Raw genomic sequence first — 25804 nt, forward strand, 5'->3', positions numbered from 1 at the left:
CAATCGTGAAAAAATCTGCGGTTAAGAGAAGAAATCGATATCAATCCATTGCATTACAATAGGTTACAACAATGTTAATAGCGGCATTAATGCCGATATCTTGTTGTAATTTGTTACATATTCATGGCAGGATCGCGACGCTTCCATAACGGCGACAACGCTCGTTATGGAAACATCGGGCGCGGGTTGCTCCCGCGCTGTTTTATGCTCATGGAGAGATCGCATGCCAATGAAAAAATCACTCGCCGTCTGTTCCGTCGCCCTTTCCGTCACTTTGCTGGCGGGCTGTGCGACCGAATCCTCCCGCTCTTTGGAAGTGCCGAAAGTGGCTTCCTACAACACCACTTATCAGGGCCCACGCAGCCCTATCGCCGTCGGTAAATTCGACAACCGCTCCAGCTACATGAATGGCATCTTCTCCGATGGCGTCGATCGGCTGGGCAATCAGTCCAAGACTATCCTGATCACGCATTTGCAGCAGACTGGCCGTTTCAACGTGCTGGACCGCGCCAACATGGAAGAGTTGAAAACTGAAGCCGGCATTAAAGGGAAAGCACAAACGCTGAAAGGCGCCAACTATGTGATTACCGGCGATGTCACCGAATTCGGCCGCAAAGAAGTCGGCGATCATCAGCTGTGGGGCATTTTGGGCCGTGGTAAATCACAGGTCGCTTACGCCAAAGTCAATCTGAACGTCGTGAACGTACAGACTTCAGAAGTCGTCTATTCCTCTCAGGGCGCCGGTGAATACGAACTGTCCAATCGCGAAATCATCGGTTTCGGGGGCACCGCCAGCTACGACTCCACCCTTAACGGCAAGGTGCTGGATCTGGCCGTGCGTGAAGCCGTCAATAACCTGGTTACCGGTATCGAAAACGGCGCATGGCGCCCTGCTAACTAACGGACTAGAAGCAGAGAAAGATGATAACTAAAAAAATGGGCGGGGCGCTGTTTGCAGCGACCCTGTTGGCCGGCTGCGCCGCGCCGAAAACGCTTTACAATTGGGATGGCTACCAAACTTCTCTTTATCAATACTACCAGCAGGATGGGCAAAGCCCTGAGCAGCAGATCGCTACGCTGAAAGAGATCGTCGAGAAATCCCGCGCCAAGGATAAAGCCGTACCGCCGGGGCTGCATGCGCAACTGGGGCTGCTGTACAGCAAAACCGGCAACGACGGACAAGCCATGAGTGAATTCAACACGGAAAAAACGCTGTTCCCGGAATCGGCACCGTTTATGAATTTCCTGATGGCCAAGGATAAGGGGAGCTTTAAATGAAGCGTGTACTCACTTTCCTCAGCGTTACCGCCATCCTGTTGCTGAGCGGCTGTGCCAAGCAAACGCCTTATGACTATGCGGCATTCCATGAGAGCAAGCCGAAGTCGATCCTGGTCTTGCCGCCGATGAATCAGTCGCCGGATGTCAAAGCCAGCCACAGCGTGCTCGCCAGTGCAACCTTACCGCTGGCCGAGGCCGGTTACTATGTGATGCCGGTCGCTGTAGTGGAGGAAACCTTCCTGCAAAACGGTCTAACCAACGCCAACGACATCCGCGCCGTCAGTCCGAAAAAACTGCACCAGATTTTCGGCGCCGACACCGTGCTGTACCTGGATGTCACGCAATACGGTACCAGCTACATGGTGATCAGCAGCGAAACTCGCGTTACCGTAGCCGCTCGCCTGGTTGACCTGCGCAACGGCAAACAGCTGTGGGCCGGCACCGCCACCGCATCCAGCAACGAAGGCAACAACAATTCCGGTGGCCTGCTGGGCATGGTGATCAGCGCCGCGATTTCACAAATCGCGGATACCATCAGCGATAAAGGGTTCGACATTGGTGCCATCGCCAACACTCGCCTCCTGTCGGCAACAGGTCAGAACGGCGCCATTCTTTATGGCCCGCGCTCGCCTCATTACGCCAGCCAGCGTTAAGCAGTCTCTCGGGCGGCCTTCTCGGGCCGCCTATGCCAAACTTGTCCCTTTTGCCAAAAGTAGCCCATGCTTTAACTGCTCCTTTCCTTCTGGCTAACCGGGACGCTGGCTCATGACGAAAAAAACCACCCTGCTGCAATTCTTCCACTGGTACTACCCCGACGGCGGCAAACTGTGGCAGGAGGCCGCCGAGCGCGCCCCGCACCTGGCCGAACTGGGCATCACCGATCTGTGGCTGCCCCCCGCCTGCAAGGGCGCTTCCGGCGGCTACTCCGTCGGCTACGACACCTACGATCTGTTCGATCTGGGCGAATTTGACCAGAAAGGCAGCGTGGCCACCAAATACGGCGACAAGGCGGCGCTGGAACATGCCGCCACTACGCTGCGCGAACACGGCGTGGGGGTGATCTACGACGTGGTGTTCAACCACAAGCTCGGCGCGGACGAAAAAGAACGGGTACACGTGTTCAAGGTGGACGCCAACAACCGCAACGATATCGACGACCAGGGCTTCGACGCACTGGCCTACACCCGCTTCACCTTTCCCGGTCGCCAGGGCGTGCATTCCGAGTTTATCTGGGATTACAAATGCTTCAGCGGCGTCGACTATGTTGAGCAGCCGGACGACAAAGGGGTGTTTAAAATCGCCAACGACTACGGCGACGACGGCTGGAACGATCAGGTCGACGACGAGAAAGGCAACTACGACTACCTGATGGGCGCCGACGTGGAGTTCCGCAACGCCGCGGTGACGGAGGAGCTCAAATACTGGGCGCGCTGGCTGCTGGACACGCTGCCGTGCGACGGCTTCCGCCTTGACGCCGCCAAACACATTCCCGCCTGGTTCTTCAAAGAGTGGGCGGATCACGTGCGCGGCAGCGCGCAGCGCGACCTGTTTATCGTTGCCGAATACTGGTCGCACGATCTCGGCGCGCTGCAACAATATATCGAGTTGGTGGACGGCAAGGTGATGCTGTTCGACGTGGCGCTGCACCTGAAGTTTCATCAGGCGTCGAAACAGGGCGACGGCTTCGACATGGCGCAGATCTTCACCGATACCCTGACCGCCGCCGATCCGGCCCACGCGGTGACGCTGGTCGCCAACCACGATACCCAGCCGCTGCAATCGCTGGAAGCGCCGGTGGAACCCTGGTTCAAACCGCTGGCCTATGCGCTGATCCTGCTGCGCGAACAGGGCGTACCCTGCGTGTTTTACCCCGACCTGTATGGCGCCAGCTACCGCGACAAGGGGCGCGACGGCGGCGAATACCAGATCGACATGCCGGCGATCCCGGAGCTGGAGAAACTGATCGCCGCCCGCCAGCGCTTCGCCAACGGCCCGCAAACCGACTACTTCGACGACAGCCACTGCGTGGCCTTCAGCCGCGCCGGCACCGCCGAGGCCCCCGGCTGCGTGGTGGTGCTGACCAACGGCGGCGAGAGCGGCAAGACGGTCGCGCTGGGCGCCGATTTGGCGCACACCGCCTGGCGCGATTTCCTCGGTAACCGCCAGGAGGAAATCACCACCGACGACCAGGGCAGCGCCCATTTCCCGGTTAACGCCGGCAGCGTCAGCGTCTGGGTGCCGACAGGCAGCCTGTGAACGCCCGCCGCCGCGCAATGATGCCGCGGCGGCAAAACTAATGTTTGCCTTTCGGGTCTAACTTACGCTATCAACTGCGCAAGCCATTCACACCGGAGCCTAAATAGGGTACAAGGCTGCATGAAAATTCCAAAACGACTCCAGCCGCTGGTAGATGACGGGTTAATCGACGACGTCATCCGCCGGTTGAAAAGCGGCAAAGAAGCCGACGTGTTTATCGTGCGCTGCGGCGATGAGATCCGCTGCGCCAAAGTGTACAAAGAGGCCGAGAAGCGCAACTTCAAGCAGGCCGTTCACTATCAGGAAGGGCGCAAGGTGCGCAACAGCCGCGACGCGCGCGCCATGAGCAAAGGCTCCAAATTCGGCCGCCAGCAGCAGGAAGAAGCCTGGCAAAACACCGAAGTGGACGCGCTGTATCTGCTGGCCAAGGCCGGGGTACGGGTGCCGCAGCCGGATATCTGCCTGGACGGCGTGCTGCTGATGGAGCTGATTACCGACGAAGAAGGTCTGGTGGCGCCGCGCCTGAGCGATGTCATCCTGACGCCGGAACAGGCGCGCGCCGATCACGCCCTGATGATGAATTACGCGGTGCGCATGCTGTGCGCCGGGCTGGTGCACGGTGACCTGTCGGAATTCAACGTGCTGATGGATAAAGACGGGCCGGTGATCATCGATCTGCCGCAGGTGGTGGACGCCGCCGCCAACAATCACGCCAAAAGCATGTTCGAGCGCGATATCAACAATTTGGCGGAATATTATGGCCAATTCGCGCCGGAACTGCGCGACAGCCAATACGCCAAAGAGATTTGGGCGCTGTATCAGGAAGGCAATCTGACGCCGGACAGCGCCCTCAGCGGCCGGTTCAGCGAAATCCAGAAGCGCGCCGATGTCGGCTCGGTGCTGGAAGAGATCCAGGCCGCCAGCGAGGAACACCAGCGCCGCCTCATGGCGCGCAACGCGGAAGAGTAACGCGCCGCGCTATTCGACGCGAAACACCTCCGGCCGCTGCGGCGTCGCCGCCTCGTGATAGATATCCCCCAGATAGCCGGCGATCTCCTCTTCGCGCAGATCGGCCGGCAACACGATATCGTGGCTGGGGGCATATTTGCGCTCCGGCAGCGTCACGCGGAACAGCCGCCATTCGTCCCCGATGCGCTTCACGCCCAGCAGACGGCCGAACACGTTAAAAATCATCATCCGCCATTCCCCCTCTCGTCGCTTTCAGGCTATAACACTGTGATGCCGCCGCAGTGAAAAGGAAAGCGTATGAGTGAAAAAACGCCGCAGTTCTGGCGCGATCCGCAGTTGCCGTTCGTCGAAGCCCGCGCCATCGCGGATGGCCGCCAGGCGTGTTACAGCCTGCACAGCCACGAATTCTTTTCCATCGGCGCCATCACCGGCGGCGTCAGCACCTATGTCAACGGCGAGCGGCGCATGCAGGTTAGCGCCGGCGATCTGGTGATCATCAACCCGCAGCAGGCGCACGCCTGTAATCCGATCGCCGACCGCAATTGGTCGTACATCATGTTCTATCTCGATCTCGCCTGGATCGGCGCGCTGCAGCAGGAGCTGCTCGGCGGCGAAGACGAGCGTTTTGTTCCGTTCAGCCAGCCGCTCAGTCGCGATCCGGCGCTGTTCCACGGCCTGAATCGCCTTTATGCGCTGCTGACGGATCCGCTGTGCAGCGCACTGGAAAAACAGATCGCCATGGTGGAGTATTTCAGCGCCCTGCAGCTCGGGCTGGGCGATGTCCGCCAGCCGGAGACGCCGCCGCATAGCCGACTGGAAGCGGCGGCGGCGTTTATCGACGCGCACTGCACCCAGCCGCTGACGCTGGACGACATTTGCCGCGCCGCCGCGCTCTCCCCTTCTTACCTGATCCGCGCCTTCCGCCAGCGTTACGGCATGACGCCGCACGCCTATCTGATCAACCGCCGCGTGCAGCACGGCCATCGGCTATTGAAAAGTGGCCTGCCGATCGCCGCGGCCGCCAGCGAAAGCGGCTTTGCCGATCAGGCGCACTTTCAGCGCACCTTCAAACAGCTGTTGGCCGCCACGCCCGGCCAGTATCAAAAACCCTCCGCCAACAGATAACAAGCGCTGGCCGCCAGCAACGCCGCCATCGCGCGATTAAAGCGTTGTACGTTGCGCGCCTGCCTGAGCAGGCCGCGCAGCATCGCGCCGACATAGGCCCAGCAGGCTACCGAGGCATAGCAAATCACGAAGTAGAGCCCGGCGAACTGCCATAGCAACAGCATGTCGCCATCGCCGACAAAGGCGCCGAGGCTGGCCACCGACGCCAGCCATGCCTTGGGATTCAGCCATTGCATCAGCGCGCCGTACCAGCAGGAAGGCGCCTGCGCCGCGCCGTTGCCCAGCCTGCCGTCGTCAAACGCCAGCCGATAGGCCATAAACAGCAGAAAAGCCACGCCGGCCCACTGGATCAAGCGGGTCAGCCCCGGCCACAGGAGCAGCAGCTGGTGCATGCCCAATCCCAGCAGCACCAGCAACAGGGTAAACCCCAGCGTGGCGCCGAACACATGGCGTTGGGTCGCGCCAAAACCGAATTGCGCCCCGGCGCTTAATGCGACGATGTTGACCGGGCCAGGGGTGATGGAAGCCGCCAGCGCAAACGCGGCCATGGAAAGGTAGATATTCATGATGGACACCTGAGAAAATATTCACAGGCGCCAGAATGCCGACCGCCGCCGACACCGTATTGAACAGAATTACCCTGTTCGGTTCAGCGCACGGCGACGGCCCGGCGGCGCGGCAGCCCGAAGGTGTTGACCGCCATGCCGGCCAGCACCAGCAATGCGCCGCCGAACTGCGCCGGCGACAACGCTTCGTCCAGCAGCAGCCAGGCGGCGAACAGCCCGACCAGCGGCACCAGCAGCGTCAGCGGCGCAACGCGCCAGGTTTCATAGCGCCCCAGCAAGCTGCCCCACACCGAATAACCGAACAGCGTGGCGGCAAACGCCAGATAGGCAACCGCCAGCCAGGTGCCAACCTGCACATGACTCAGGCTGCTCAGCACCACCTCAGGGCCGTCGAACAGCCAGCTGCAGGCCAGGAACGGCACGACCGGGATCGGCGCGCTCCACACCACCAGCGATAAAATATTACGCTGCGGGAAACCGGCCAGGATCTTCTTGTTGGTCAGGTTACCCAGCGCCCAGGAAAACGCCGCCGCCAGCGTCAGCAGCAGGCCCGCCAGGGGGACCGCGCCGCTGCCCGGCTTATGCAGGCTGGCCTGCGCCAGCACCAGCATGCCGCCGCTGGCGATAGCGATGCCGACGAAATGGTTGACCCGCAGCTTTTCTCCCATCAGCACGACGCCCAACAGCAGGGTGAAGAACACCTGCGCCTGCAACACCAGCGAGGCCAGCCCCGCCGGCATGCCCACCTTGATGGCGACGAACAAAAACGCGAACTGCGCGAAGCTCATGGTCATGCCGTACAGCAGCAGCCATTTCCACGGGATCGTCGGGCGCGGGATAAAGAAGATCGCCGGCAACGCCACCAGCAAAAAACGCATCCCGGCCAGCAGAAACGGCGGCATGCCCTGTAAACCGAACTTGATCACGACGAAATTCACGCCCCAGATCACCACCACCAACAGCGCCAACAGCCGATCGCGCAATGTCATCCTCGCCCCGCTTATCCCATTGAAAATTCGCTTTGCCTTGCAGGTTACAACCAAACCGGGCGCATGGACACCGGCAAACGCCGGCGATTATTCAGGCATCAGGCCGATAAAGGTGGTCTTCTTGCGCGGGCCGGTCATCAGCGCTTCCAGCTTCTCCACGCACTGCAGGTAGTGCGGAGTCTGCTTGTGCGCTGCCACCGCCTGCTCGTCGCGATAGGCTTCGTAGATGTAAAACCGCGTCGGAATCTGTTCATCCTGCAGCACGTCGAAGCGCAGGTTGCCCGGCTCTTCGATCGCACCCAGGTGATTGGCGCGGAAAACATCGATAAATTCGTCAATTTTGTCTTGTTTAACGTTGATCTCAACCAATGTGACGTGCATGACAACTCCTTGTTTAAACGGCGCGCCGTAACATGGCGCTTTCCAACCATAGGTTTATTCCCGTCGATTGCCCTGCCGCAACGGCAATTTTGCCGCCTGGCTCACAAATCGCGTCGGCGACGCCCACTCCTCCCCCGGCGGGGTAAGGCGGCGGCATCTATAGTTAACACTCCTCCCCCTGAGAGCATAGGCTATGGATAACTACTTGATGGCGCTGGACGCAGGAACGGGCAGCATTCGCGCGGTGATCTTCGATCTGGCGGGTAACCAGATCGCGCACGGCCAGGCGGAGTGGCAACACCTGGCGGTGCCGGGCGTGCCCGGCTCGATGGAGTTTGACCTCAGCCGCAACTGGCAGCTGGCCTGCCAGTGCATCCGCCAGGCAATGCAACGCGCAGGCTTGAGCGCTCAGGCGATCCGCGCGGTGGCCTGCTGCTCGATGCGTGAAGGCATCGTTCTGTACGACCGCAACGGCGTGCCGATCTGGGCCTGCGCCAACGTCGACGCACGCGCCAGCCACGAAGTCAGCGAGCTGAAAGAGCTGCACAACCACGGCTTCGAACGCGAGGTGTACCAGCACTCCGGCCAGACGCTGGCACTGAGCGCCATGCCGCGCCTGTTGTGGCTGGCGCACCATCGGCCGGACATCTACCGCCAGGCGGCGACGCTGACCATGATCAGCGACTGGCTGGCCAACATGCTGAGCGGCGAACTGGCGGTCGATCCTTCCAACGCCGGCACCACCGGCATGCTGGATCTGACCAGCCGCGACTGGCGGCCGGCGTTGCTCGACTTGGCCGGCCTGCGCGCCGATATTCTGTCGCCGGTGAAAGAGACCGGCAGCGTGCTGGGGCGCGTCACCGAACAGGCGTCGCAGGAGAGCGGGCTGCTGCGCGGCACCCCGGTGGTGATGGGCGGCGGCGACGTGCAGCTCGGCAGCCTGGGGCTCGGCATCGTGCGCGCCGGGCAGACGGCGGTGCTCGGCGGCACCTTCTGGCAGCAAATCGTCAACCTGCCGGAGCCGGCCATCGATCCGGAGATGAACATCCGCATCAACCCCCACGTCATTCCCGGCATGGCGCAGGCGGAATCCATCAGCTTCTTTACCGGCCTGACCATGCGCTGGTTCCGCGACGCCTTCTGCGCGGAAGAAAAATTGCTGGCGGAGCGGCTGGGGATCGACGCCTACAGCCTGCTGGAAGAGATGGCGGCCAGAGTGCCGCCGGGCGCCTACGGCGTGATGCCGATTTTCTCCGACGCCATGCATTTCAAAACCTGGTATCACGCGGCGCCGTCGTTCATCAACATGTCGATCGACCCGGAGCGCTGCAACAAACAGACGCTGTTCCGCGCGCTGGAGGAGAATGCCGCCATCGTCTCCGCCTGCAATCTGGAACAGATCGCCGCCTTCTCCGGCGTGCAGGCCCGTTCGCTGGTGTTCGCCGGCGGCGGCGCCAAGGGCAAGCTGTGGAGCCAGATCCTCAGCGACGTCACCGGGCTGACGGTGCGGGTGCCGGTGGTGAAAGAGGCCACCGCGCTGGGCTGCGCGATCGCCGCCGGCGTCGGCGCCGGGCTGTACGAATCGCTGGCCGAAACCGGCGAGCGCCTGGTGCGCTGGGAGCGCGAGCATCAGCCGGACATGACCCACCACGCGCTGTATCAGGAACAGAAAGAAACCTGGCGGCGGGTCTACGCCGATCAGTTGACGCTGGTGGACAACGGCCTGACCACCTCGCTGTGGAAAGCGCCGGGGCTGTAAGCGCCACGCGGCATTCGGTCATAACCTTATGCCGTTTTATTCCTTTCCTCTCGGCGCGGCGCAAGCCGCGCTTTAACTCACTGCCGCGATTGTTCCCCCTCAGAAACAGTGTAACCACCGCAGATGGATTTATCCGCGACTTGCACCTGCCGTAGATTGTGACTTCGGTCACACCGTGCCCCGCGCACGGCCTGCGCATTCACCTGAGACGAGCGGCATTATGCTGAATAATAAAGATAACCCTGCATCATCCCCGTGGCCGGCGATCTTCTCGCTGACGGTCGCCTGTTTTGTCATGGTCACCACCGAGTTTCTGCCGATCGGCCTGCTGACCAACATCGCCCCCTCGCTCGGCGTCAGCACCGGCACCGCCGGGCTGATGGTGACCATGCCCGGCATCGTGGCGGCGGTGGCCGCCCCCGCATTGAGCCTGATTTCCGGCCGTCTGGATCGGCGTTTACTGATGTTGGGGCTGTCGCTGTTGCTGATGGTGTCCAACCTGGTGGCGGCGCTGGCCGTCAACTTCCCGATGATGCTGCTGGGCCGCGTGCTGCTGGGCATCTGCGTCGGCGGTTTCTGGTCGTTCGCCGCCAACTACGGCCGCCATCTGGTGCCGGAAGCCAGCCAGGGCCGCGCCACCGCGCTGATCCTCAGCGGCATCTCGGTCGGCGCGGTGTGCGGCGTGCCGGCCGGGGCGCTGATCGGCGATCTGTTCGGCTGGCGCGCCGCCTTCTTCGGCGGTGCGGCATTGGCGGTCGGCGTACTGGCGGCGCAGCTGCGTTTGCTGACCTCGGTGCCGCCTTCCCGGCCGGTCACGCCGCGCGATCTGGTGCTGCCGCTGCGCCTGCCGATGGCGCGCATCGGCCTGATCGCCATCGTGCTGCTGTTCATCGGCCACTTCGCCGCCTACACCTACCTGCGGCCGCTGCTGCAACAGGTGTTCGTGCTCAGCCCGTCGGCGATCTCGCTGCAGCTGTTGGCCTATGGCGCCATCGGCCTGCTGGGCACTTTCCTCGGCGAGCGTCTGGGGGAATACAGCCTGCGCGCCACCTTTATTCTGATCGCCGCCATGCTGGCGGGCATTTTGATCGTTTCGCCGCTGCTCAGCGGCCTCGCCGGCGCCACGCTGATGGTGCTGGTGTGGGGGCTGGCCTTTGGCGCCGTCCCGGTGTGCGCCACCAACTGGATGTTCGCCGCCGTGCCGCAGGCGCCGGAAGCCGGCCAGGCGCTGTTGGTGTGCGTCATCCAGATCGCGCTGGCCTCCGGCGCACTGCTGGGCGGTGAAGTGGTGGACTGGCAGGGCGTCAGCAGCGCGATGCTGTTCGGCGGCGCGCTGATCCTCTCCGCCACGCTGGTGTTCGGCCTCAGCTTGCGCTCCGGCGCGATTGGCGCTAAACAGTGTTAATCATTATCTATCTGCAGAAACATGCCCCGGCCACCGCCGGGGCATGGTGTTGAGAACCTATGGACCATCATTTGCTCGCTATCCGGGTATTTAACCGCGTGGTGGAAACCGGCGGCTTTACCCGCGCCGCCGATTCGCTGGGCATGCCGAAAGCGACGGTCACCAAGCTGATCCAAAATCTGGAGGATCACCTGCAGACCAAGCTGTTTCAGCGCACCACTCGCAGCGTGTCGGTCACCCGCGAAGGCGAATGCTATTACCAAAATACGGTGAAATGGCTGGCGGATTTGGAGCAGATGGAGGGCTGCCTGACCGAGTCGCAAAGTTCTCCGCAGGGCGTGCTGCGCATCGACACCGGCAGCGGCACCGCTCGCCAACTGCTGTTGCCGGCGCTGCCCGGCTTTTTAGAACGCTACCCGCAAATCCAAATCGATCTCAGCATCGGCGATCGCGTTATCGATCTGATCAGCGACAGCGCCGACTGCGTGATCCGCAGCGGCCCATTGGCCGACTCCAGCCTGATCGCCCGGCGTCTGTTCGATCTGGACTGGGTCAGCTGCGCCACCCCGGCTTATCTGGCGCGCCACGGCGCCCCGCGCCACCCGTGCGATCTGGAACAGGGTTTTCCGATGGTGCACTACCGCCATCCGGTCAACGACCGCATCCATCCGCAACGCTATGTCGAACGCGGCAAAGAGATCGCCATCCAGCAGCGCTACCCGGTCAGCATCAATGAAGGCAACGCGCTGCTGGCGGCGAGCCTGGCCGGATTAGGCATCATCCAGATTTATCGGTTTATGGCGCAGCCGCACCTCGAGCGCGGCGAACTGGTCAGCCTGCTGCACGACTGGCAGCCGCCGCCGGAGCAGATGTACGTGGTCTACCCGTCCAATCGCCACCTCAGCGGCAAGCTGCGGGCGTTCATCGACTGGGCGGTGGAGACGTTTCGCTAACGGCGAGATGAGCCGCACGCTGTAGCCGCGCGCAGTGTGGTATTATTTACCGCATAGTGATTCACCACGGACAACCACCATGGCCTATATCCCCAAAAACTATGCGAAGCTGGAAACCGGCTACCGCGAAAAAGCGCTGAAACTGTTCCCCTGGGTGTGTGGGCGCTGCTCACGCGAGTTCGTCTATTCCAACCTGCGCGAACTGACGGTGCACCACATCGATCACGATCACAGCAACAACCCGGAAGACGGCAGCAACTGGGAAATGTTGTGTCTGTATTGCCACGACCACGAGCACTCGAAATACACCGAGGCCGATCAATACGGTTCGACGGTAGTGGCCGGTGAAGACGCGCAGAAAGATGTCGGCGTCGCCACCCACAATCCGTTCGCCAACCTGAAAGCGATGATGAAGAAATAATGCCGCAAACAGCTTAATAGCCAATTAACTTATTAAGCTGTTAAATTAATAAACCCACCTCCGCATCGCCACTTCCCAGAGAATTCCTACTTACCCATCCGGTTCATTCACCGCAAAATAAGCTGCGCAGTTAACAACATACTGGCTTGGCAAGCCGCCGCAGTTGGTGCATATTGTTCGCGAGTTGTTCTTGTTAACCTGTTTGATTATCAACCTAATAAGCGCATTAACTTAATAAGTTACCCGCTTAATAACTTGAGAGATGGCAGCATGATTGTTCTGATTGGCTCGCAAAAAGGCGGCGTCGGCAAGTCGACGAAAGCGGTGAATATCGCCGGGTATCTGATTCTTAAGCAAGGCAAGACGGCGATCATCGTCGATGCCGACGACCAGAAATCAATCATGACCTGGTACAACGACCGTCAGAACGTCGAAGGGCTGCCGCACATTCCGGTGGTGGCCGCGTCGGGCAAAATCAAGGAAACGCTGCTGGAGCTGGATCGCCATTACGACTACGTGATCGTCGACACCGCCGGCCGCGACAGCGCCGAACTGCGCTCCGGCCTGCTGGCCGCCGATCTGTTCCTCTCGCCGCTGCGCCCTTCGCAGATGGACCTCGACACCATCGGCTATCTGTCGGAGATGTTCTCCACCGCGCAGGAATATAACGAGAAGGTCAAAGGCTACATCGTGCTGAACATGTGCCCGACCAACATCTTCATTAATGAAGCCAACGAAGCGGCGCAGGTGCTGAGCGAATACCCGGAGTTCACCCTGGTGAGCAACCGCCTGTGCGACCGCAAAATTTACCGCGACGCCTGGGGCGAAGCCATCACCGTGCATGAGGCGAACAATGAAAAGGCGCAGGCCGAGATCGAATGCCTGGTGAAAGAGGTGATCCTGTGAAGAAGCGCACCCCCACCCACCGCATGTCGGAAGACGAATTCATCAACAGCGCCACCTCGCACACGTTGCCGGTCGCGGCGCCCGCGCCGGAAACCAAGCCGGCCGGCCGCAAGCGCACCTATAAGGCGATTTCCGTCAGCCTGACGGACAACCACATCGAAGCCATCGATGAGGTGATCGTGCAGGCGGCGCGCAACGGCATCGTGCGCATCACCCGCTCCGACATCATCAAGCTCGCCATCGACGGGCTAGCGGAGAAAAGCGAAGCGCAGCTGCTGGAACTGCTGAAGAAGCTCTGACCGCACGGCAGCCGCCGGCTGACCCAGCCGGCGGGCCGTTATCATCTTGAGTTCCCCGCCACCTCGCACCGGTAGTCCTGAATTTCGCCGGCCGAGCCCAGGTTCAGATCGGTCAACGTCAAACGGTTTGCCAACAGCAGCATCTCGCCCTGCGGGCTGACCGCCAGCGCCAGACCGTAATTGCCGATGCTGTCGCCCTGTTCGACCACATAGTTTTGCAACAAGCGGAAAGGATCTTCCTGGGTTAAATCGGTGCCCGCCAATTTTCTGGCCAGATATTGATGGCCGACCAATTTCACCGCCAGCGGTCGCCACTGTTGATCTAATTGCTCCGCCTGTTCCCCCAGCGCGTTATAGACATCCTGGCGCAAGCAGGCAACGTGAATATGCAGCTGATTCTGAGAACGGCCATATTTCGAATTGACCGCCAGAGAAAGCCACGCGTCTTTTAACGGTTTACCCAGCTCGCCGGATATATGTTCGCGGTTGTTCCAGGCCAGGGCGAAATAATGCGGCGTTCGCTCCGCTTGCAATATCGGGCTCTCGATGCCGCTGACCTTTTCGGTTGGCATCACCAGATCGTGATAGGGACCTTTGCTGTCTTTAAACAGGACATAACCCTCGGTTAAGCCAACCTTTACACAGGGCGCCGGATCGTGGTTCTGTTGCTGATTGGGCACGCACTGCTGGCTAACAATTTGCCATAACGCATTCGGATTGCCGCGCCCGAAGAACCACCACAGCACCGCCGCCAGCAGCAAAATAACAAGCAAAATAATTAATAGTCTGAAAAGTCTTTTCATCGCGACGCCCTGTTTAGCTATTCCATCTTGAAAGGAGCGCCAGCATAAATCAAGGCTCCGGCCTCGACCAGAATATTATCCTTAATGCCACCTTTCATTGACCTCTTGTTAGCAAAGGATAATTACAAATATGTCGCCACCTGAGTAATTTAAGGTAAATTAATACCGCAGGTTGAATATGAGTATGATATAAGCAGCCGGACTCTCTTTATATAAGGAACCGATAAGATGCCAACGATGGGCAAATCCCTGCATTACCTCGACGTGGGTTCGGGCTTTCCGTTGCTGCTGGGCCACAGCTATCTGTTCGATCTGAATATGTGGGCGCCGCAGTTCGAAGCGCTGGCGAAACGCTACCGCCTGATCGTGCCGGATCTCTGGGGCCACGGCGATTCACCGGCGCTGCCGCCCGGGCGAAACAGCCTGTCGGACATCGCCGCCGATCATTTGGCGCTGATGGATCGTTTAGATATTGAAGAGTTCGGCATCGTCGGCCTGTCCGTCGGCGGCATGTGGGGCGCCGAACTGGCGGCGCTGGCGCCGGAGCGGGTGAAAGTGCTGGCGCTGCTGGACAGCTACCTGGGCGACGAAACGCCGGAGGCGCGGCAGCGCTATATGGGCATGCTGGCCGCCGTGGAACAGGCCGGCGCCATCGCATCGCCGCTGCTGGAACATGTCGCGTCGCTGTTTTATTCCGATGATGTCCCCGACGCCTTATTGCAATCGCTGCTGTGCCAGCTCCAGAGCCTGCCCGCCGCTCGCCTACGCGAGAGCATCGTACCGCTGGGCCGGATGATCTTTGGCCGCCCCGACAAGCTGGCGCTGCTGGAAAACATCACCGCCGCCAGCATCGTCATCACCGGCGCGCAAGATAAGCCGCGCCCGCCGGCAGAAGGCCAGCGCATGGCGGATCTTCTCGGCTGTCGGCATGTACTGATCCCTGACGCCGGGCATATCAGCAACAAGGAAAACCCGACGGCGGTCAACGAAACGCTGCTGGCGTTTCTGTCTGAAAACACTACGCCACTGTTCTGGTAAGATGCTCCGGGCCGCTGGCCCGGAGATTCCCTTCAGACGAAGCCTTAAGGAGGGGGGAGGCTAAATCCGGCGCTTATTGGCCGATAGACGTCAGCCCCTGGCGGATCCCTTCGTCAGCCTGCTGACACCACGCCTGCAGACCCTGCGGCGCTTCCTTCTCCAACGCAACCACGTTGCCGTCGTCGTTCAGCACATTGCCTTCACGGCCCATCGCTTCGCGCTTGTCGCCGTCGCGGGTGTCGACGCCGCCGGGGATCGCCGCCACGTAAGCCACCATTTTCTTGGCGTTGTCGATGCTGTCCGCTTTCAGGAAACCTTTATCGACACAGTAGGACATCAGCCCGGCGGTATTACGCGTGATGTCATAGACGTTTTTCAACGCGGCAGGATCCATCCCTTCGGCGTTGGCGGTGTTGAACAAGCCCAGAGTCGCGGCAATCATGCCGGTCAGAATGATCTTTTTCATTGTTATCTCGTTTTAATAATGAATTATTTAGTTTTGAATTATTCACAAAAATAATGTGAATGTCGGTACGGTATAACGGCGGCCCAGATTAACACAACCCTGACGCGTTAATAACTGTGATTAAGTTAACCTCCCATAAAATAAAAATGCATGATGGAGTTATTATTCCGCTCGACGTCAGTTTTTTACGCGCGACATTAACCGCACCCAATTCAATTTAAAATAGTCTCACAGGGAATTATTTACAACGGAAGCGTTGGTCTGCGGTCAATCGCGCCCCCGCCCTTTGCTAAAACCACAGGCGTGGCATAGCCTGTTAAGACGCGCCACGCCTTAGGGGAAGGAGAGCCGCATGAACCATTCCGTCCGGCCGCCACAATGCGACGACAAAACCATTCTCGATATCACGATGAATTTATATCTCTATCCGGCGGCGCTTATTGCGCACCGCCTGGGCATCTTTGAGTTTATTGCTCTGCACCCCCGCAATCTGACCGATATATGCGCTCAGGCCAATGTGGAAAAACGCCCGGCGGAGACGCTGGTCATGGCGCTAGTGGCATTGAAATTGATCGCCAGAGACGGCGAAACATTCTCTCTGACGCCAGAAGCGGAAATCTTTTTGTTAAAAAACAACCCGCATTACTTCGGCTATTTTTGGGATTTGATGATTGAAAACAGCGAGATTTTCACGCTGCAAAACCTGGAAAGCGCCATCAGAAAGAATACTTCGCAGGTGTATGGCGAGCAGGAGCTGTTTGAAACGCATACGCTCGACGCCGACAGAATGCGGCGTTTTACCCACGCCATGCACAGCCTGAGCATGGGATCGGCCAGCGTTTGGCCTACGTTGCTGCCCCTCGGCGCCTGCCGTGCGGCGCTGGATATCGGCGGCGCCTCCGGCGCCCATGCCATCAGCCTGGCGGCCCACTGGCCGGCGCTCACGTGCACCGTGTTCGATCTGCCGGAGGTGTGCCCGCTCGCCGCCGACTACGCGCGCCATTACGGCCTCAGCCACCGCATCGGCACCCACAGCGGTGATATGTGGCGCGATCCCTACCCGGCGGCGGACCTGCACCTGTACTCCAATATTTTCCACGACTGGCCGATGGACAAGAACCGCTTCCTGGCGCAAAAGAGCTATGCGGCCCTCCCGCCCGGAGGCAGGATCGTGATCCACGAAGTGCTGTACAACGATGACGGCGACGGCCCGCCTGCCGCCGCGGGGTACAGCCTGATGATGATGGGATGGACGCAGGGCCGCCAATACTCCGGCAAGGAAATCGGCGGCCTGCTGCGCGACATCGGCTTCGGGCCCGCTCAGGTGCTGCCGTCGCTCGGCTATTTCAGCATCGTCACGGCGCAAAAACCCCTGACTTAACGGTTCACCGATCGCGCCATGCGGCTGTAGGTATGGCGCACGCCGCGAATCGCCACGCTGTAGGCGAAGATGTTTTCCGGCAACGCCAACCCCAAATAGCCGGTATCGCCGATATGATGCAGATCGGCGCCGGCCATTTTGCTCATCAGCGCAATCTGCCGCACGGTCTGCACGTCGGCCCCCTCTTGCGAGGTGCCGATCGCCGTCATCGCCAGCGCGCCCTGCCGCTGGGCAAAGGCGATCAACGCCGCCACTTTCTCCTGCGACATGCCGGGAATGGTGCCCGGCGCCGGCAACAGCACGATGTCCGCGCCGTTTTCCACGAACAGCGCGATGTCCCGCTCGCCGATCAGCTGGCTGCCGCTTTCGCGCACAATGCCCGCGCCGTGCATTTTGCCGGTCACCAGCACCATCTCGTCGCCCACTTCATCGCGGATCGCTTTCAGCGCGGCGGCGATCGCCTGATTGCTGACACCGTTGTTCGGGTTGCCGGTCAGCACCAGCATGCGCGCGCCGAGTTGATACAGTTTACGGGCATTTTCGGCGGTGGCGGCGCGACCCGCCGTCATCTGCCAGAAGTCGTTATGTTCGGTGGCGAAAGCCGGATCGACAGCCTCCAGGTTCACCCCGATCACCCGCCCGGTCAGGCGCTGCAGCGTGCGCAGCGCCTCCTGCGGCGGCACGTCGGCGGGCAGGCCCGCGATATGCGGACGATCGACGTCAAACAGGTTCAACAGCAACAGATCGGCGCCCTGACTGGCCGCCAGTTCGGCATTGGTGACGTTATTGAGCAGCGGCTGAGTGACCGCGATGGTTTCGCTGACCAAAATGCGCCCTTCGCTGGCGCGTATGGCGTAGAGCAGATCGGCTTTGCCGATATCGGCCAGATCGCTGGCGCTGCAGTCCAGATACCGTTTCATGAGGCAAGCTCCGGTGACATTAGCGGAAAGGATGGATCCCCCTCTCCCACCGCAGTGAAAGAGGGGGAAAAGGTTACTTCAGCGTAAAGCTTTGCGCCTGCACGTTGTCGGAATCCAGGCCGACGAACACGTTGAATTTGCCCGGCTCCGCCCCCCATTTCAGGCTGGCGTTGTAGAACTTCAGATCGTCTTCGCTAATCGGCAGTTCGACCTGCTGCGACTGACCGGCCTTCAGCATCACTTTCTTGAAGTTGCGCAGCTCCTTCACCGGCCGGCTGACCGAGGCGGTCACGTCCTGCAGATACAGCTGCACCACCGTGGCGCCGTCGTACTTGCCGGTATTCTTCAGCGTGGCGCTGGCGGTTAGCTTGCCGTTGCGCGCCATCGTCGGGCTGGATAATTTCAGATCCGACAGGCTGAAGGTGGTGTAGCTCAGGCCGTAACCGAACGGATACAGCGGGCCGTTCGGCGAATCGAAGTAGCGTGAGGTGTACTTGCCCGGATTCTCCTTGCCGAACGGACGGCCGGTGTTCAGGTGGTTGTAGTACATCGGGATCTGGCCGACCGAGCGCGGGAAGGTCATCGGCAGTTTGCCCGACGGGTTATAGTCGCCGAACAGCACGTCCGCCACCGCGTTGCCGCCCTCGGTGCCGCTGTACCAGGTTTCCAGCATCGCGTCCGCCTGCTCGCTCTCCCAGCTCAGCGCCAGCGGCCGGCCGTTCATCAGCACCAGCACCAGCGGCTTGCCGGTGGCTTTCAGCGCGGCGATCAAATCGCGTTGGCTCTGCGGGATCGTGATGTCGGCTCGACTGGAGGCCTCATGCGCCATGCCCTGCGATTCCCCCACCACCGCCACCACCACGTCGGCCTTGTTCGCCGCCTGCACCGCTTCGTCGATCATCTGCTGCGGCGAGCGGGTATCGAACGCCACCGCCGGCTCATACTCGTTCAGATAGTCGATGATGCCTTTATCCTGCGTGACGTTGGCGCCCTTGGCGTACAGAATGCGCGCCTTGTCGCCCACCGCCCGCTCCAGCCCTTCGCGCAGGGTGACCGACTGTTTGACCACCCCGGCGGCGGACCAACTGCCCATCACGTCGCGCTGGCTGTCGGCCATCGGCCCGACCAGCGCAATGGTCGCCTGCTTGCTCAGCGGCAGCGTCTGCTTATCGTTCTTCAGCAGCACCATCGTCTTGCGCGCCACCACCCGCGCTTCGGCGCGGTGCAGACGGCTTTCGGCGTTGGTGTCCTGCGGATCGGAACCCGCCGGCCCCAGATGCACATACGGATCGGTGAACAACCCCATGTCATACTTGGTGTTCAGCACGTCGCGGCAGGCGCGGTCGATATCGCTTTCAGGCACCAGCCCGTCCTTCACCAGACCCGGCAGGTACTTGTCGTAGAACTCGTCGCTCATGCTCATGTCGACGCCGGAGGTGATCGCCAGCCGCACCGCGTCGCGCGCGTCGGCGGCCACGCCGTGTTTAATCAGCTCTTTGATCGCGCCGTGGTCGCTGATGGTGATGCCTTTAAAGCCCCACTGCTCGCGCAGCAGATCTTTCAGCAGCCACGGGTTGGCGGTGGCCGGCACGCCGTTGATCGCGTTGAGCGACACCATCACCCCGCCGCTGCCGGCGTCCACCGCCGCTTTATAAGGCGGCAGATAGTCCTGATGCATGCGCAGCGGGCTCATGTCGACAGTGTTGTAATCGCGGCCGCCTTCGACGGCGCCGTACAATGCAAAGTGCTTGACGCTGGCCATCACCGAACCGGGTTTGGCCGGATCGCCGTTCTGGAAACCGTCGACCATCACCTTGGCGATTTTCGATACCAGCCAGGTGTCTTCGCCGAAGCCTTCGGACACCCGGCCCCAGCGCGGATCGCGAGTGATATCGACCATCGGCGCGAAGGTCATGTTCAGGCCATCGTCGCTGGCCTCCTGCGCCGCCACGCGGGCGCTGAGCGCAATGGCCTCCAGATCGAAGCTGGCCGCCAGCCCCAGGCTGATCGGGAACACGGTGCGCTGGCCATGCACCACGTCATAGGCGAAGAACAACGGGATTTTGAGGCGGCTGAGCTGCATCGCCTGATCCTGCATCACCCGGATATCCGGCCGGGTAACGGTATTGAAGATGGCGCCGATCTGCCCTTTGCGGATCCCCTCGCGGATCGCTTCTTTCGGGTTATCCGGCCCGACGCTGATCAGCCGCAGCTGGCCGATCTTCTCTTCCAGCGTCATCTGCTTCATCAAATTGGACACGAAGGCGTCGCGCTGCTGGGCGTGAATGCCCTGCGTTATCGGCGTTTCCTGCGCAAAAGCCGGACTGAGGGCCAGACCGGACAACATACTCACCACACAAAGCCATTTCATCTTGTTTTATCTCAGGCGTGTTTCCGCCGCCAAAGCCGCGGGGTTTAATCGGAGTGAAGAAACAGTTTGCCACACTCTGTTTCATCGCCAAGGGAATTCGCATCGCTAATGTTTACAAAGCATTACAGGTTATCGGCAGGTAATTCTGCAGCCGGGCGCGGCTGTCGGCGGCCTCCGCCGACAGAAAATCGACCAGCGCGGTTAACGTCGGCGGCGCCACCGTGCGTTCAGGATAGACCAAATAATAGGCCGCGCCGCTGCTGACGCAGAGCGGGAACGGCGTCACGACGCGCCGCGCCTGAATATCCTCCTCCAACAGGCACAGATCGCCGATGGCGATGCCAAACCCTTGCAGCGCCGCGCTCATCGCCAGATCGAGGGTATCGAAATGCTGGGCCTTGCCGGACGGCAACGCATCGGCGCCCGCCGCCTTCAGCCAGCGCAGCCAGTCGCGCCGATCGCGCGTCGGGTGCAGCAGAGTTTTGTCCGTCAAGTCCGTCAGCCGAGGCGCCGGCGGCAGAAACGTCGGCGTGCAGACCGGCGTGAGGATTTCGTCGAACAGCAGGTGCGCGGTCAGCTTTTTGCCCGGCGGCCGGCCGAATAGCACCGCGGCGTCAAACTGCTCGGCGCTGAAATCCAGGCCGTGTGACACCGAGGCGGTCAGTTCGATGTGCATGTCCGGCCGTTCATTCTGCAGGCGAATGATGCGCGGCAGCACCCAGCGCATGGCGCAGGTCGGGCATTTGATGCGCAGCGCCCCCGGCGGGGCTGCGGCCCGCGTCAGGGCTTCATCCAACTGCCCCAGCGCCTGCTGCACCGGCGCCAGCAGCTGCGCGCCCTGCGGCGTCAGCGTCAGACCGCGCGCCTGGCGGCTGAACAGCGGATACCCCAGGCGCTGTTCCAGCCCAAGGATTTGCCGGCTGACCGCCCCCTGCGTCAGGTGCAGCTGCCGGGCGGCATGGGTAAAGTTAAGGCGTTGCGCCACCACCACGAAGGTTTTCAACACGTCGAGCGACGGCAGGGATATCGGCATAGCGTGCCTCGATTAGGTATGATCGTAGTGCATGGCAAGTATGACAAACTTTCCCTTGTCCGCCTACGCCGGCTGATGCTTAATCGCTCAACACTTCCCTGTTTGCCTGGAGCCCATCATGCAGAGCGCTTGCTCATCCCGCTCGAAGCTGCCGGACGTCGGCACCACTATCTTCACCGTCATTGGCCAACTCAGCGCCGAACATCAGGCCCTCAATCTGTCGCAGGGCGCGCCCAATTTCGCCGGCGATCCGCAGTTGATCGAGGCAACGGCGCAAGCCATGCGCGCAGGTCATAACCAATACGCGCCGATGAGCGGCGTGGCGGCGTTACGTGCTGCTCTGGCGGAAAAAGCTGAACGATTGTATGGCGCGCGCTATGACGCCGACGAAGAAATCACGGTGATCGCCAGCGCCAGCGAAGGGCTGTACTCGGCGATCAGCGCGCTGGTGCATCCCGGCGACGAGGTGATCTATTTCGAACCGGCGTTCGACAGCTATGCGCCGATCGTGCGCCTGCAGGGCGCCACGCCGGTGGCGATCAAACTGTCGCTGCAGGATTTTCGCGTCGACTGGGACGAAGTGGCCGCCGCCATCAACGGCAAAACGCGCATGATTATCGTCAACACGCCGCACAACCCGACCGGCGCGGTGTTCGACGCGCAGGATATCGACCGCCTGACCGCCCTGACCCGCGACACCGACATCGTGATCCTGTCCGACGAGGTCTACGAGCACGTGGTGTTCGACGGCGATATTCACCACAGCATGGCGCGCTATCCGCAGTTGGCGGAACGCAGCGTGATCGTGTCGTCGTTCGGCAAAACCTACCACGTCACCGGCTGGCGCGTCGGCTATTGCCTGGCGCCGGCGGCGTTGATGGACGAAATCCGCAAGGTGCACCAGTTCATGGTGTTCTCCGCCGATACGCCGATGCAGCACGCCTTCGCCGCCGCGCTCGCCAACCCGCAGAGCTACCTGGGGCTGGCGGCGTTTTACCAACAAAAGCGCGATCTGCTGGCCAGCGCCCTGCAGGATTCGCGCTTTGAGCTGCTGCCCAGCCGCGGCAGCTTCTTCATGCTGGCCCGCTTTAGCGGCTTCAGTCACGAAAGCGACAATGATTTCGCCGTGCGCTTGATCCGCGAAGCGAAGGTGGCGACGATCCCGCTGTCGGCGTTCTACAGCGACGGCACCGATACCGGCCTTATTCGGCTGAGTTTTTCCAAAGATAACGAGACCCTGCTGGAAGGCGCGCGTCGCCTGAGCCAGGTGTAATTTTTTGTCCGACCATGGGAAAGGGGCACTGCCTATGAAAGCTTTGAAAACGCTGTTCGCCGCCGGATGCCTGCTGGCCGCCGGCTCTTCTCTGGCGGCGGAAAACAGCCTGCGCTTCGGTCTGGAAGCGCTGTATCCGCCGTTCGAATCCAAATCCGCCAGCGGCAAACTGGAAGGGTTCGACATCGAGTTGGGCGACGCGGTGTGCGCCGCCGCGCAGTTGCAATGCAGCTGGGTGGAAACCTCGTTCGACAGCCTGATCCCAGCGCTGCAGGCGCGCAAGTTCGACGCCATCAACTCGGCGATGAACGTGACCGAACAGCGGCGCCAGGCGATCGCCTTTACCGACGCCATCTATCAGGTGCCGAACCGCCTGATCGCCAAAGCCGGCAGCGGCCTGCTGCCGGACGCCAACGCGCTGGCGGGCAAACACGTGGGCGTGCTGCAAGGCTCGATTCAGGAGATTTACGCCAAAACCCATTGGGCGCCGGCGGGCGTGGATGTGGTGTCTTACCAGGATCAGAATCAGGTGTATCTCGATCTGGCGGCCGGTCGGCTCGACGCCACGCTGGTGATGGCGCCCTCGGGGCAAAGCGGCTTCCTGTCACAGCCGGACGGCAAAGGCTTCGCCTTCGTCGGCGAGGCGGTGCGCGACGACAAAATCCTCGGTGAAGGCATCGCCTTCGGCCTGCGCAAAGGAGATGAGGCGCTGAAGAAGAAACTGGATGCTGCCATCGCCAAAGTGAAGCAGCAAGGCACGGTGGCGGCGCTGTCGAAGAAGTATTTCGGCGATATCGATGTGACGGTGAAGTGATGGACGGGGGCGGCACCGCCGCCCCCTGCCGCGTTTAGCGATCGAACACCGAACTGTTCAGCGCGCGATCCTGCTGGTGGCGCTCCAGCGCCAATTCGATCAGGCGCGTGATCAGCGCCTGGTAGCTGACGCCGCTGGCGGCCCACAGCTTGGGATACATGCTGATGTTGGTGAAGCCCGGCAGCGTGTTGATCTCGTTGATCACCACCTGGTTGTCCGGCGTCAGGAACACATCCACCCGCGCCAACCCGAAGCACTCCAGCGCGCGGAACGCCTTCAGCGCCACCTCGCGGATGTGGTCGCTCACTTCCGGCGCGATCGCCGCCGGCACCACCACCTGAGCGCCCTGCTCATTGATGTATTTGGTGTCGTAGGAGTAGAAGGCGTCGCTCAGCACGATCTCGCCGCACACGCTGGCCTGCGGATCGTCGTTCCCCAGCACCGCGCACTCGATCTCGCGGCCGACGATCGCCGACTCCACCAGCACCTTGTGATCGAAACTGAAGGCCAGTGCCACCGCCGCGTCAAACTCGGCGCGGTTTTCCACCTTGCTGACCCCGACCGACGAGCCCTGGTTAGCCGGCTTGACGAACAGCGGCAGGCCGAGGCGCTCGCTCAGTTGCTCAAACGTGAAGCCGGCGCGGTTGGCGCGCGTCAGGGTGACGAACGGCGCCACCGCCAGCCCGGCGTCGCGCAGCAGGCGCTTGGTCACGTCTTTATCCATGCTGACCGCCGAGCCGAGCACGCCGGCGCCGACGAATGGCATATTGGCCATGCGCAGCAGCCCCTGCAGCGAGCCGTCCTCCCCCAGCGTGCCGTGCACGATCGGGAAAATGACGTCGAGCTGGCCCAGCGCGCCGGCGCTGCCCGCTTCGATCAGCTGCTGTTTTTCCTGGCCCGGGATCAGCGCCACGTTCTTGTTCGAGCGGTTCAGCGCGATCAACGCCGGATTCTCGGCGTTGAGCAGGTAATTGGAGGCGTCGTTGATGTGCCACTGCCCCTGTTTGTCGATCCCCAGCAGCGTGACGTCAAACTTCTCTTTGTCGATTGCATCCACAATGTTTTTGGCCGACTGCAGCGACACCTCATGCTCCGCCGATTTACCGCCAAAAATCACCCCAACACGTAGTTTAGTCACGCCTTAAATCCTTCTGAAAAATCATGGCAAAAAAGTCGTTCATCACAATAAACGCATTGCCTGGCGGCGGCAATCGTTGTTGCCAGAATCTTCTTACGCCACAGAATGCCACATCGCGACCATCCCAAACGTATACACTTCGTATATTGTTCATTTATGGAGACGCCGATGGGCATCGTAAAAATTTCGGACGCGCTGCATGACGATCTGCGCCTCGCCAGCCTGACCATGACGCGTTCGATCAATGCGCAGGCCGAGTACTGGATCAAGATCGGCATGCTGGCGGAGTTCCATCCGGAACTGACCTATCCGCAGCTGGTAAAAAAAATGATGAAAGATAACGCGCTGACGCTGAAGGAGATTGTCGGGTGAAACAGATTGTGATTAAAACGCCGGAAGAGATTGCCAAAATGCGCCATTCCGGCGCTCTGCTGGCCAAAGTGTTTGCTATGCTCGATGAGGTCATCGTCGAAGGCATCTCCACCATGGAGATCAACGACCGCGCCGAGGCGTTTATCGTCGAAGAACTGAAGTCGCGCCCGGCCAGCAAGGGGCAGTATGATTTCCCCTATGTGCTCAATACCTCCGTGGACGATGTGGTGTGCCACGGCGTGCCGTCGGCCAGCAAGATCCTGCGTTCCGGCATGATCGTCAACGTGGATATCACGCTGGAAAACGGCGGCTATATCGCCGACTCCAGCAAGATGTACTGCATCGGCCAGGTGACGCCGCTGGCCAAACGGTTGGTGAACAACGTCTATGAATCGATGTGGCAGGGCATTCGCGCGGTCAAACCGGGCGCCACTCTGGGGGATATCGGCCACGCCATCCAGCGGCACGCCGAACAGGCCGGCTACAGCATCGTGCGGGAATATTGCGGCCACGGCATCGGCCGCGACATGCACGAAGAGCCGGCGGTGCTGCACTACGGTCAAGCCGGCAGCGGCATGGCGTTGCAGGAAGGCATGGTGTTCACCATCGAGCCGATGATCAACCAGGGCGACCGCCGCATCAAACAGAAGAAGGACGGCTGGACGGTGGTGACGCGCGACAAAAAACTGTCGGCGCAGTGGGAACACACCGTGGCGGTCACCGCCGACGGCGTGGAGATCCTGACGCTGCGCGACGAAGAGCGCCGAGCCGGTTACGCCGAGCGCTACTAAACCCACAAGCCATTAGCCTACCAAGCTGATAGCTTAATAAGTTATTTAATTAATAACCTCTTAGCTTGTTGCGCGGCACCCCGGCGCCGCGGTTAAG

The 25804-nt window shown here is 61.0% G+C and carries 28 protein-coding genes; 18 read left to right on the forward strand and 10 right to left on the reverse strand.

The window, feature by feature from the left end; translation table 11 throughout:
* Positions 1–229 precede the first annotated feature (229 nt).
* The 5 genes from CRO23_RS17350 to CRO23_RS17370 all read left to right on the forward strand — a co-directional run bounded on the left by CRO23_RS17350 (position 230) and on the right by CRO23_RS17370 (position 4503).
* Positions 230–901 (forward strand): CsgG/HfaB family protein, encoded by a 672-nt coding sequence (locus tag CRO23_RS17350; RefSeq protein ID WP_016928605.1) that lies wholly within the window; start codon positions 230–232, stop codon positions 899–901.
* A gap of 20 nt (positions 902–921) precedes the next feature.
* Positions 922–1278 (forward strand): DUF4810 domain-containing protein, encoded by a 357-nt coding sequence (locus tag CRO23_RS17355; RefSeq protein WP_016928606.1) that lies wholly within the window; start codon positions 922–924, stop codon positions 1276–1278.
* Positions 1275–1931: a DUF799 domain-containing protein gene (locus tag CRO23_RS17360; protein WP_016928607.1), complete on the forward strand. Its 657-nt coding sequence runs from the start codon at positions 1275–1277 to the stop codon at positions 1929–1931. Before CRO23_RS17355 ends, CRO23_RS17360 begins: the two co-directional genes overlap by 4 nt.
* Before the next feature lie 112 nt (positions 1932–2043).
* The gene (gene amyA / locus CRO23_RS17365) at positions 2044–3534 is read left to right on the forward strand and encodes an alpha-amylase (protein WP_016928608.1); all 1491 of its coding nucleotides are present in this window, start codon (positions 2044–2046) and stop codon (positions 3532–3534) included.
* A 120-nt stretch (positions 3535–3654) separates the two neighbouring features.
* Positions 3655–4503 carry a PA4780 family RIO1-like protein kinase gene (locus CRO23_RS17370; RefSeq protein WP_016928609.1) on the forward strand — a complete coding sequence of 283 codons (849 nt, stop codon included), beginning with the start codon at positions 3655–3657 and terminating at the stop codon, positions 4501–4503.
* A gap of 9 nt (positions 4504–4512) precedes the next feature.
* Here the strand turns inward: CRO23_RS17370 and CRO23_RS17375 are convergent, their stop codons facing one another.
* Entirely contained in the window at positions 4513–4731 is a 219-nt protein-coding gene (locus CRO23_RS17375) for a DUF7661 family protein (RefSeq protein WP_016928610.1), read from the reverse strand.
* 69 nt (positions 4732–4800) lie between these two features.
* Between CRO23_RS17375 and CRO23_RS17380 the strand changes: the two genes are divergently transcribed.
* Positions 4801–5628, forward strand: a complete 828-nt coding sequence (locus CRO23_RS17380) for an AraC family transcriptional regulator (protein WP_097102559.1) — start codon at positions 4801–4803, stop codon at positions 5626–5628.
* Here the strand turns inward: CRO23_RS17380 and CRO23_RS17385 are convergent.
* From CRO23_RS17385 to lsrG, 3 genes are all read right to left on the reverse strand, one after another.
* Entirely contained in the window at positions 5604–6194 is a 591-nt protein-coding gene (locus tag CRO23_RS17385) for a LysE family translocator (RefSeq protein WP_016928612.1), read from the reverse strand. The genes CRO23_RS17380 and CRO23_RS17385 overlap by 25 nt on opposite strands.
* A gap of 83 nt (positions 6195–6277) precedes the next feature.
* On the reverse strand, positions 6278–7183 hold the full coding sequence (locus CRO23_RS17390; RefSeq protein ID WP_004939557.1) for an O-acetylserine/cysteine exporter: 906 nt from the start codon (positions 7181–7183) through the stop codon (positions 6278–6280).
* An 87-nt stretch (positions 7184–7270) separates the two neighbouring features.
* The gene (gene lsrG, locus CRO23_RS17395) at positions 7271–7564 is read right to left on the reverse strand and encodes a (4S)-4-hydroxy-5-phosphonooxypentane-2,3-dione isomerase (protein ID WP_004939559.1); all 294 of its coding nucleotides are present in this window, start codon (positions 7562–7564) and stop codon (positions 7271–7273) included.
* Between the two features lie 193 nt (positions 7565–7757).
* On the opposite strand from lsrG, the gene lsrK reads away from it, so the two are divergent.
* From lsrK to CRO23_RS17425, 6 genes are all read left to right on the forward strand, one after another.
* Positions 7758–9323, forward strand: coding sequence for an autoinducer-2 kinase (gene lsrK, locus CRO23_RS17400; RefSeq protein ID WP_016928615.1), 1566 nt, complete (start codon positions 7758–7760; stop codon positions 9321–9323).
* Positions 9324–9543: 220 nt separating this feature from the next.
* A complete protein-coding gene (locus CRO23_RS17405) occupies positions 9544–10728 on the forward strand; it encodes an MFS transporter (RefSeq protein WP_016928616.1) in 1185 nt (394 codons plus the stop codon).
* Positions 10729–10787: 59 nt separating this feature from the next.
* Positions 10788–11681 (forward strand): LysR family transcriptional regulator, encoded by an 894-nt coding sequence (locus CRO23_RS17410; RefSeq protein ID WP_033641001.1) that lies wholly within the window; start codon positions 10788–10790, stop codon positions 11679–11681.
* 79 nt (positions 11682–11760) lie between these two features.
* A complete protein-coding gene (gene yajD / locus CRO23_RS17415; RefSeq protein ID WP_016928619.1) occupies positions 11761–12102 on the forward strand; it encodes an HNH nuclease YajD in 342 nt (113 codons plus the stop codon).
* A gap of 270 nt (positions 12103–12372) precedes the next feature.
* Positions 12373–13008 carry an AAA family ATPase gene (locus CRO23_RS17420; protein ID WP_033641002.1) on the forward strand — a complete coding sequence of 212 codons (636 nt, stop codon included), beginning with the start codon at positions 12373–12375 and terminating at the stop codon, positions 13006–13008.
* Complete coding sequence (locus tag CRO23_RS17425) at positions 13005–13307, forward strand: hypothetical protein (protein WP_033641003.1); 303 nt, start codon at positions 13005–13007, stop codon at positions 13305–13307. The genes CRO23_RS17420 and CRO23_RS17425 overlap by 4 nt, the downstream gene beginning before the upstream one ends.
* Before the next feature lie 41 nt (positions 13308–13348).
* On the opposite strand, the gene CRO23_RS17430 is transcribed toward CRO23_RS17425, so the two are convergent.
* Complete coding sequence (locus CRO23_RS17430; RefSeq protein ID WP_176167106.1) at positions 13349–14110, reverse strand: CDP-diacylglycerol diphosphatase; 762 nt, start codon at positions 14108–14110, stop codon at positions 13349–13351.
* 237 nt (positions 14111–14347) lie between these two features.
* On the opposite strand from CRO23_RS17430, the gene CRO23_RS17435 reads away from it, so the two are divergent.
* On the forward strand, positions 14348–15148 hold the full coding sequence (locus tag CRO23_RS17435) for an alpha/beta fold hydrolase (RefSeq protein WP_079450938.1): 801 nt from the start codon (positions 14348–14350) through the stop codon (positions 15146–15148).
* Between the two features lie 73 nt (positions 15149–15221).
* Here CRO23_RS17435 and CRO23_RS17440 read toward each other — a convergent pair whose 3' ends face one another.
* Entirely contained in the window at positions 15222–15614 is a 393-nt protein-coding gene (locus CRO23_RS17440; RefSeq protein ID WP_016928624.1) for a hypothetical protein, read from the reverse strand.
* Between the two features lie 352 nt (positions 15615–15966).
* Between CRO23_RS17440 and CRO23_RS17445 the strand changes: the two genes are divergently transcribed.
* Positions 15967–16995 (forward strand): methyltransferase, encoded by a 1029-nt coding sequence (locus CRO23_RS17445; RefSeq protein ID WP_016928625.1) that lies wholly within the window; start codon positions 15967–15969, stop codon positions 16993–16995.
* On the opposite strand, the gene CRO23_RS17450 is transcribed toward CRO23_RS17445, so the two are convergent.
* From CRO23_RS17450 to CRO23_RS17460, 3 genes are all read right to left on the reverse strand, one after another.
* Complete coding sequence (locus tag CRO23_RS17450; RefSeq protein ID WP_048795758.1) at positions 16992–17915, reverse strand: DUF7916 family protein; 924 nt, start codon at positions 17913–17915, stop codon at positions 16992–16994. The two genes, CRO23_RS17445 and CRO23_RS17450, sit on opposite strands and share 4 nt — an antisense overlap.
* Before the next feature lie 73 nt (positions 17916–17988).
* A complete protein-coding gene (gene bglX, locus CRO23_RS17455; protein ID WP_028127648.1) occupies positions 17989–20286 on the reverse strand; it encodes a beta-glucosidase BglX in 2298 nt (765 codons plus the stop codon).
* 112 nt (positions 20287–20398) lie between these two features.
* A complete protein-coding gene (locus CRO23_RS17460) occupies positions 20399–21319 on the reverse strand; it encodes a LysR substrate-binding domain-containing protein (protein WP_016928628.1) in 921 nt (306 codons plus the stop codon).
* A 118-nt stretch (positions 21320–21437) separates the two neighbouring features.
* On the opposite strand from CRO23_RS17460, the gene CRO23_RS17465 reads away from it, so the two are divergent.
* Both CRO23_RS17465 and CRO23_RS17470 read left to right on the forward strand, forming a co-directional pair.
* Positions 21438–22592 (forward strand): methionine aminotransferase, encoded by a 1155-nt coding sequence (locus tag CRO23_RS17465; RefSeq protein WP_021503974.1) that lies wholly within the window; start codon positions 21438–21440, stop codon positions 22590–22592.
* A gap of 34 nt (positions 22593–22626) precedes the next feature.
* The gene (locus CRO23_RS17470; RefSeq protein ID WP_033641010.1) at positions 22627–23406 is read left to right on the forward strand and encodes an ABC transporter substrate-binding protein; all 780 of its coding nucleotides are present in this window, start codon (positions 22627–22629) and stop codon (positions 23404–23406) included.
* 34 nt (positions 23407–23440) lie between these two features.
* On the opposite strand, the gene ddlA is transcribed toward CRO23_RS17470, so the two are convergent.
* On the reverse strand, positions 23441–24544 hold the full coding sequence (ddlA, locus tag CRO23_RS17475) for a D-alanine--D-alanine ligase (protein WP_015377061.1): 1104 nt from the start codon (positions 24542–24544) through the stop codon (positions 23441–23443).
* A gap of 168 nt (positions 24545–24712) precedes the next feature.
* Between ddlA and CRO23_RS17480 the strand changes: the two genes are divergently transcribed.
* Together CRO23_RS17480 and map are read left to right on the forward strand one after the other, a co-directional pair.
* Positions 24713–24916, forward strand: a complete 204-nt coding sequence (locus CRO23_RS17480; protein ID WP_006324220.1) for a ParD-like family protein — start codon at positions 24713–24715, stop codon at positions 24914–24916.
* A complete protein-coding gene (map, locus tag CRO23_RS17485; RefSeq protein ID WP_016928632.1) occupies positions 24913–25707 on the forward strand; it encodes a type I methionyl aminopeptidase in 795 nt (264 codons plus the stop codon). The genes CRO23_RS17480 and map overlap by 4 nt, the downstream gene beginning before the upstream one ends.
* Positions 25708–25804 lie beyond the last annotated feature (97 nt).

The organism is Serratia sp. JKS296 (assembly GCF_900215445.1).
In the GTDB taxonomy this organism is placed as follows: domain Bacteria; phylum Pseudomonadota; class Gammaproteobacteria; order Enterobacterales; family Enterobacteriaceae; genus Serratia; species Serratia marcescens.

Excerpts from the sequence above, each read along its gene's own strand:
- CRO23_RS17350 (WP_016928605.1), top strand. The coding sequence starts at position 230 with ATGAAAAAATCACTCGCCGTCTGTTCCGTCGCCCTTTCCGTCACTTTG.
- CRO23_RS17355 (WP_016928606.1), top strand. The coding sequence starts at position 922 with ATGATAACTAAAAAAATGGGCGGGGCGCTGTTTGCAGCGACCCTGTTG.
- CRO23_RS17360 (WP_016928607.1), top strand. The coding sequence starts at position 1,275 with ATGAAGCGTGTACTCACTTTCCTCAGCGTTACCGCCATCCTGTTGCTG.
- amyA (WP_016928608.1), top strand. The coding sequence starts at position 2,044 with ATGACGAAAAAAACCACCCTGCTGCAATTCTTCCACTGGTACTACCCC.
- CRO23_RS17370 (WP_016928609.1), top strand. The coding sequence starts at position 3,655 with ATGAAAATTCCAAAACGACTCCAGCCGCTGGTAGATGACGGGTTAATC.
- CRO23_RS17375 (WP_016928610.1), bottom strand. The coding sequence starts at position 4,731 with ATGATGATTTTTAACGTGTTCGGCCGTCTGCTGGGCGTGAAGCGCATC.
- CRO23_RS17380 (WP_097102559.1), top strand. The coding sequence starts at position 4,801 with ATGAGTGAAAAAACGCCGCAGTTCTGGCGCGATCCGCAGTTGCCGTTC.
- CRO23_RS17385 (WP_016928612.1), bottom strand. The coding sequence starts at position 6,194 with ATGAATATCTACCTTTCCATGGCCGCGTTTGCGCTGGCGGCTTCCATC.
- CRO23_RS17390 (WP_004939557.1), bottom strand. The coding sequence starts at position 7,183 with ATGACATTGCGCGATCGGCTGTTGGCGCTGTTGGTGGTGGTGATCTGG.
- lsrG (WP_004939559.1), bottom strand. The coding sequence starts at position 7,564 with ATGCACGTCACATTGGTTGAGATCAACGTTAAACAAGACAAAATTGAC.
- lsrK (WP_016928615.1), top strand. The coding sequence starts at position 7,758 with ATGGATAACTACTTGATGGCGCTGGACGCAGGAACGGGCAGCATTCGC.
- CRO23_RS17405 (WP_016928616.1), top strand. The coding sequence starts at position 9,544 with ATGCTGAATAATAAAGATAACCCTGCATCATCCCCGTGGCCGGCGATC.
- CRO23_RS17410 (WP_033641001.1), top strand. The coding sequence starts at position 10,788 with ATGGACCATCATTTGCTCGCTATCCGGGTATTTAACCGCGTGGTGGAA.
- yajD (WP_016928619.1), top strand. The coding sequence starts at position 11,761 with ATGGCCTATATCCCCAAAAACTATGCGAAGCTGGAAACCGGCTACCGC.
- CRO23_RS17420 (WP_033641002.1), top strand. The coding sequence starts at position 12,373 with ATGATTGTTCTGATTGGCTCGCAAAAAGGCGGCGTCGGCAAGTCGACG.
- CRO23_RS17430 (WP_176167106.1), bottom strand. The coding sequence starts at position 14,110 with ATGAAAAGACTTTTCAGACTATTAATTATTTTGCTTGTTATTTTGCTG.
- CRO23_RS17435 (WP_079450938.1), top strand. The coding sequence starts at position 14,348 with ATGGGCAAATCCCTGCATTACCTCGACGTGGGTTCGGGCTTTCCGTTG.
- CRO23_RS17440 (WP_016928624.1), bottom strand. The coding sequence starts at position 15,614 with ATGAAAAAGATCATTCTGACCGGCATGATTGCCGCGACTCTGGGCTTG.
- CRO23_RS17445 (WP_016928625.1), top strand. The coding sequence starts at position 15,967 with ATGAACCATTCCGTCCGGCCGCCACAATGCGACGACAAAACCATTCTC.
- CRO23_RS17450 (WP_048795758.1), bottom strand. The coding sequence starts at position 17,915 with ATGAAACGGTATCTGGACTGCAGCGCCAGCGATCTGGCCGATATCGGC.
- bglX (WP_028127648.1), bottom strand. The coding sequence starts at position 20,286 with ATGAAATGGCTTTGTGTGGTGAGTATGTTGTCCGGTCTGGCCCTCAGT.
- CRO23_RS17460 (WP_016928628.1), bottom strand. The coding sequence starts at position 21,319 with ATGCCGATATCCCTGCCGTCGCTCGACGTGTTGAAAACCTTCGTGGTG.
- CRO23_RS17465 (WP_021503974.1), top strand. The coding sequence starts at position 21,438 with ATGCAGAGCGCTTGCTCATCCCGCTCGAAGCTGCCGGACGTCGGCACC.
- CRO23_RS17470 (WP_033641010.1), top strand. The coding sequence starts at position 22,627 with ATGAAAGCTTTGAAAACGCTGTTCGCCGCCGGATGCCTGCTGGCCGCC.
- CRO23_RS17480 (WP_006324220.1), top strand. The coding sequence starts at position 24,713 with ATGGGCATCGTAAAAATTTCGGACGCGCTGCATGACGATCTGCGCCTC.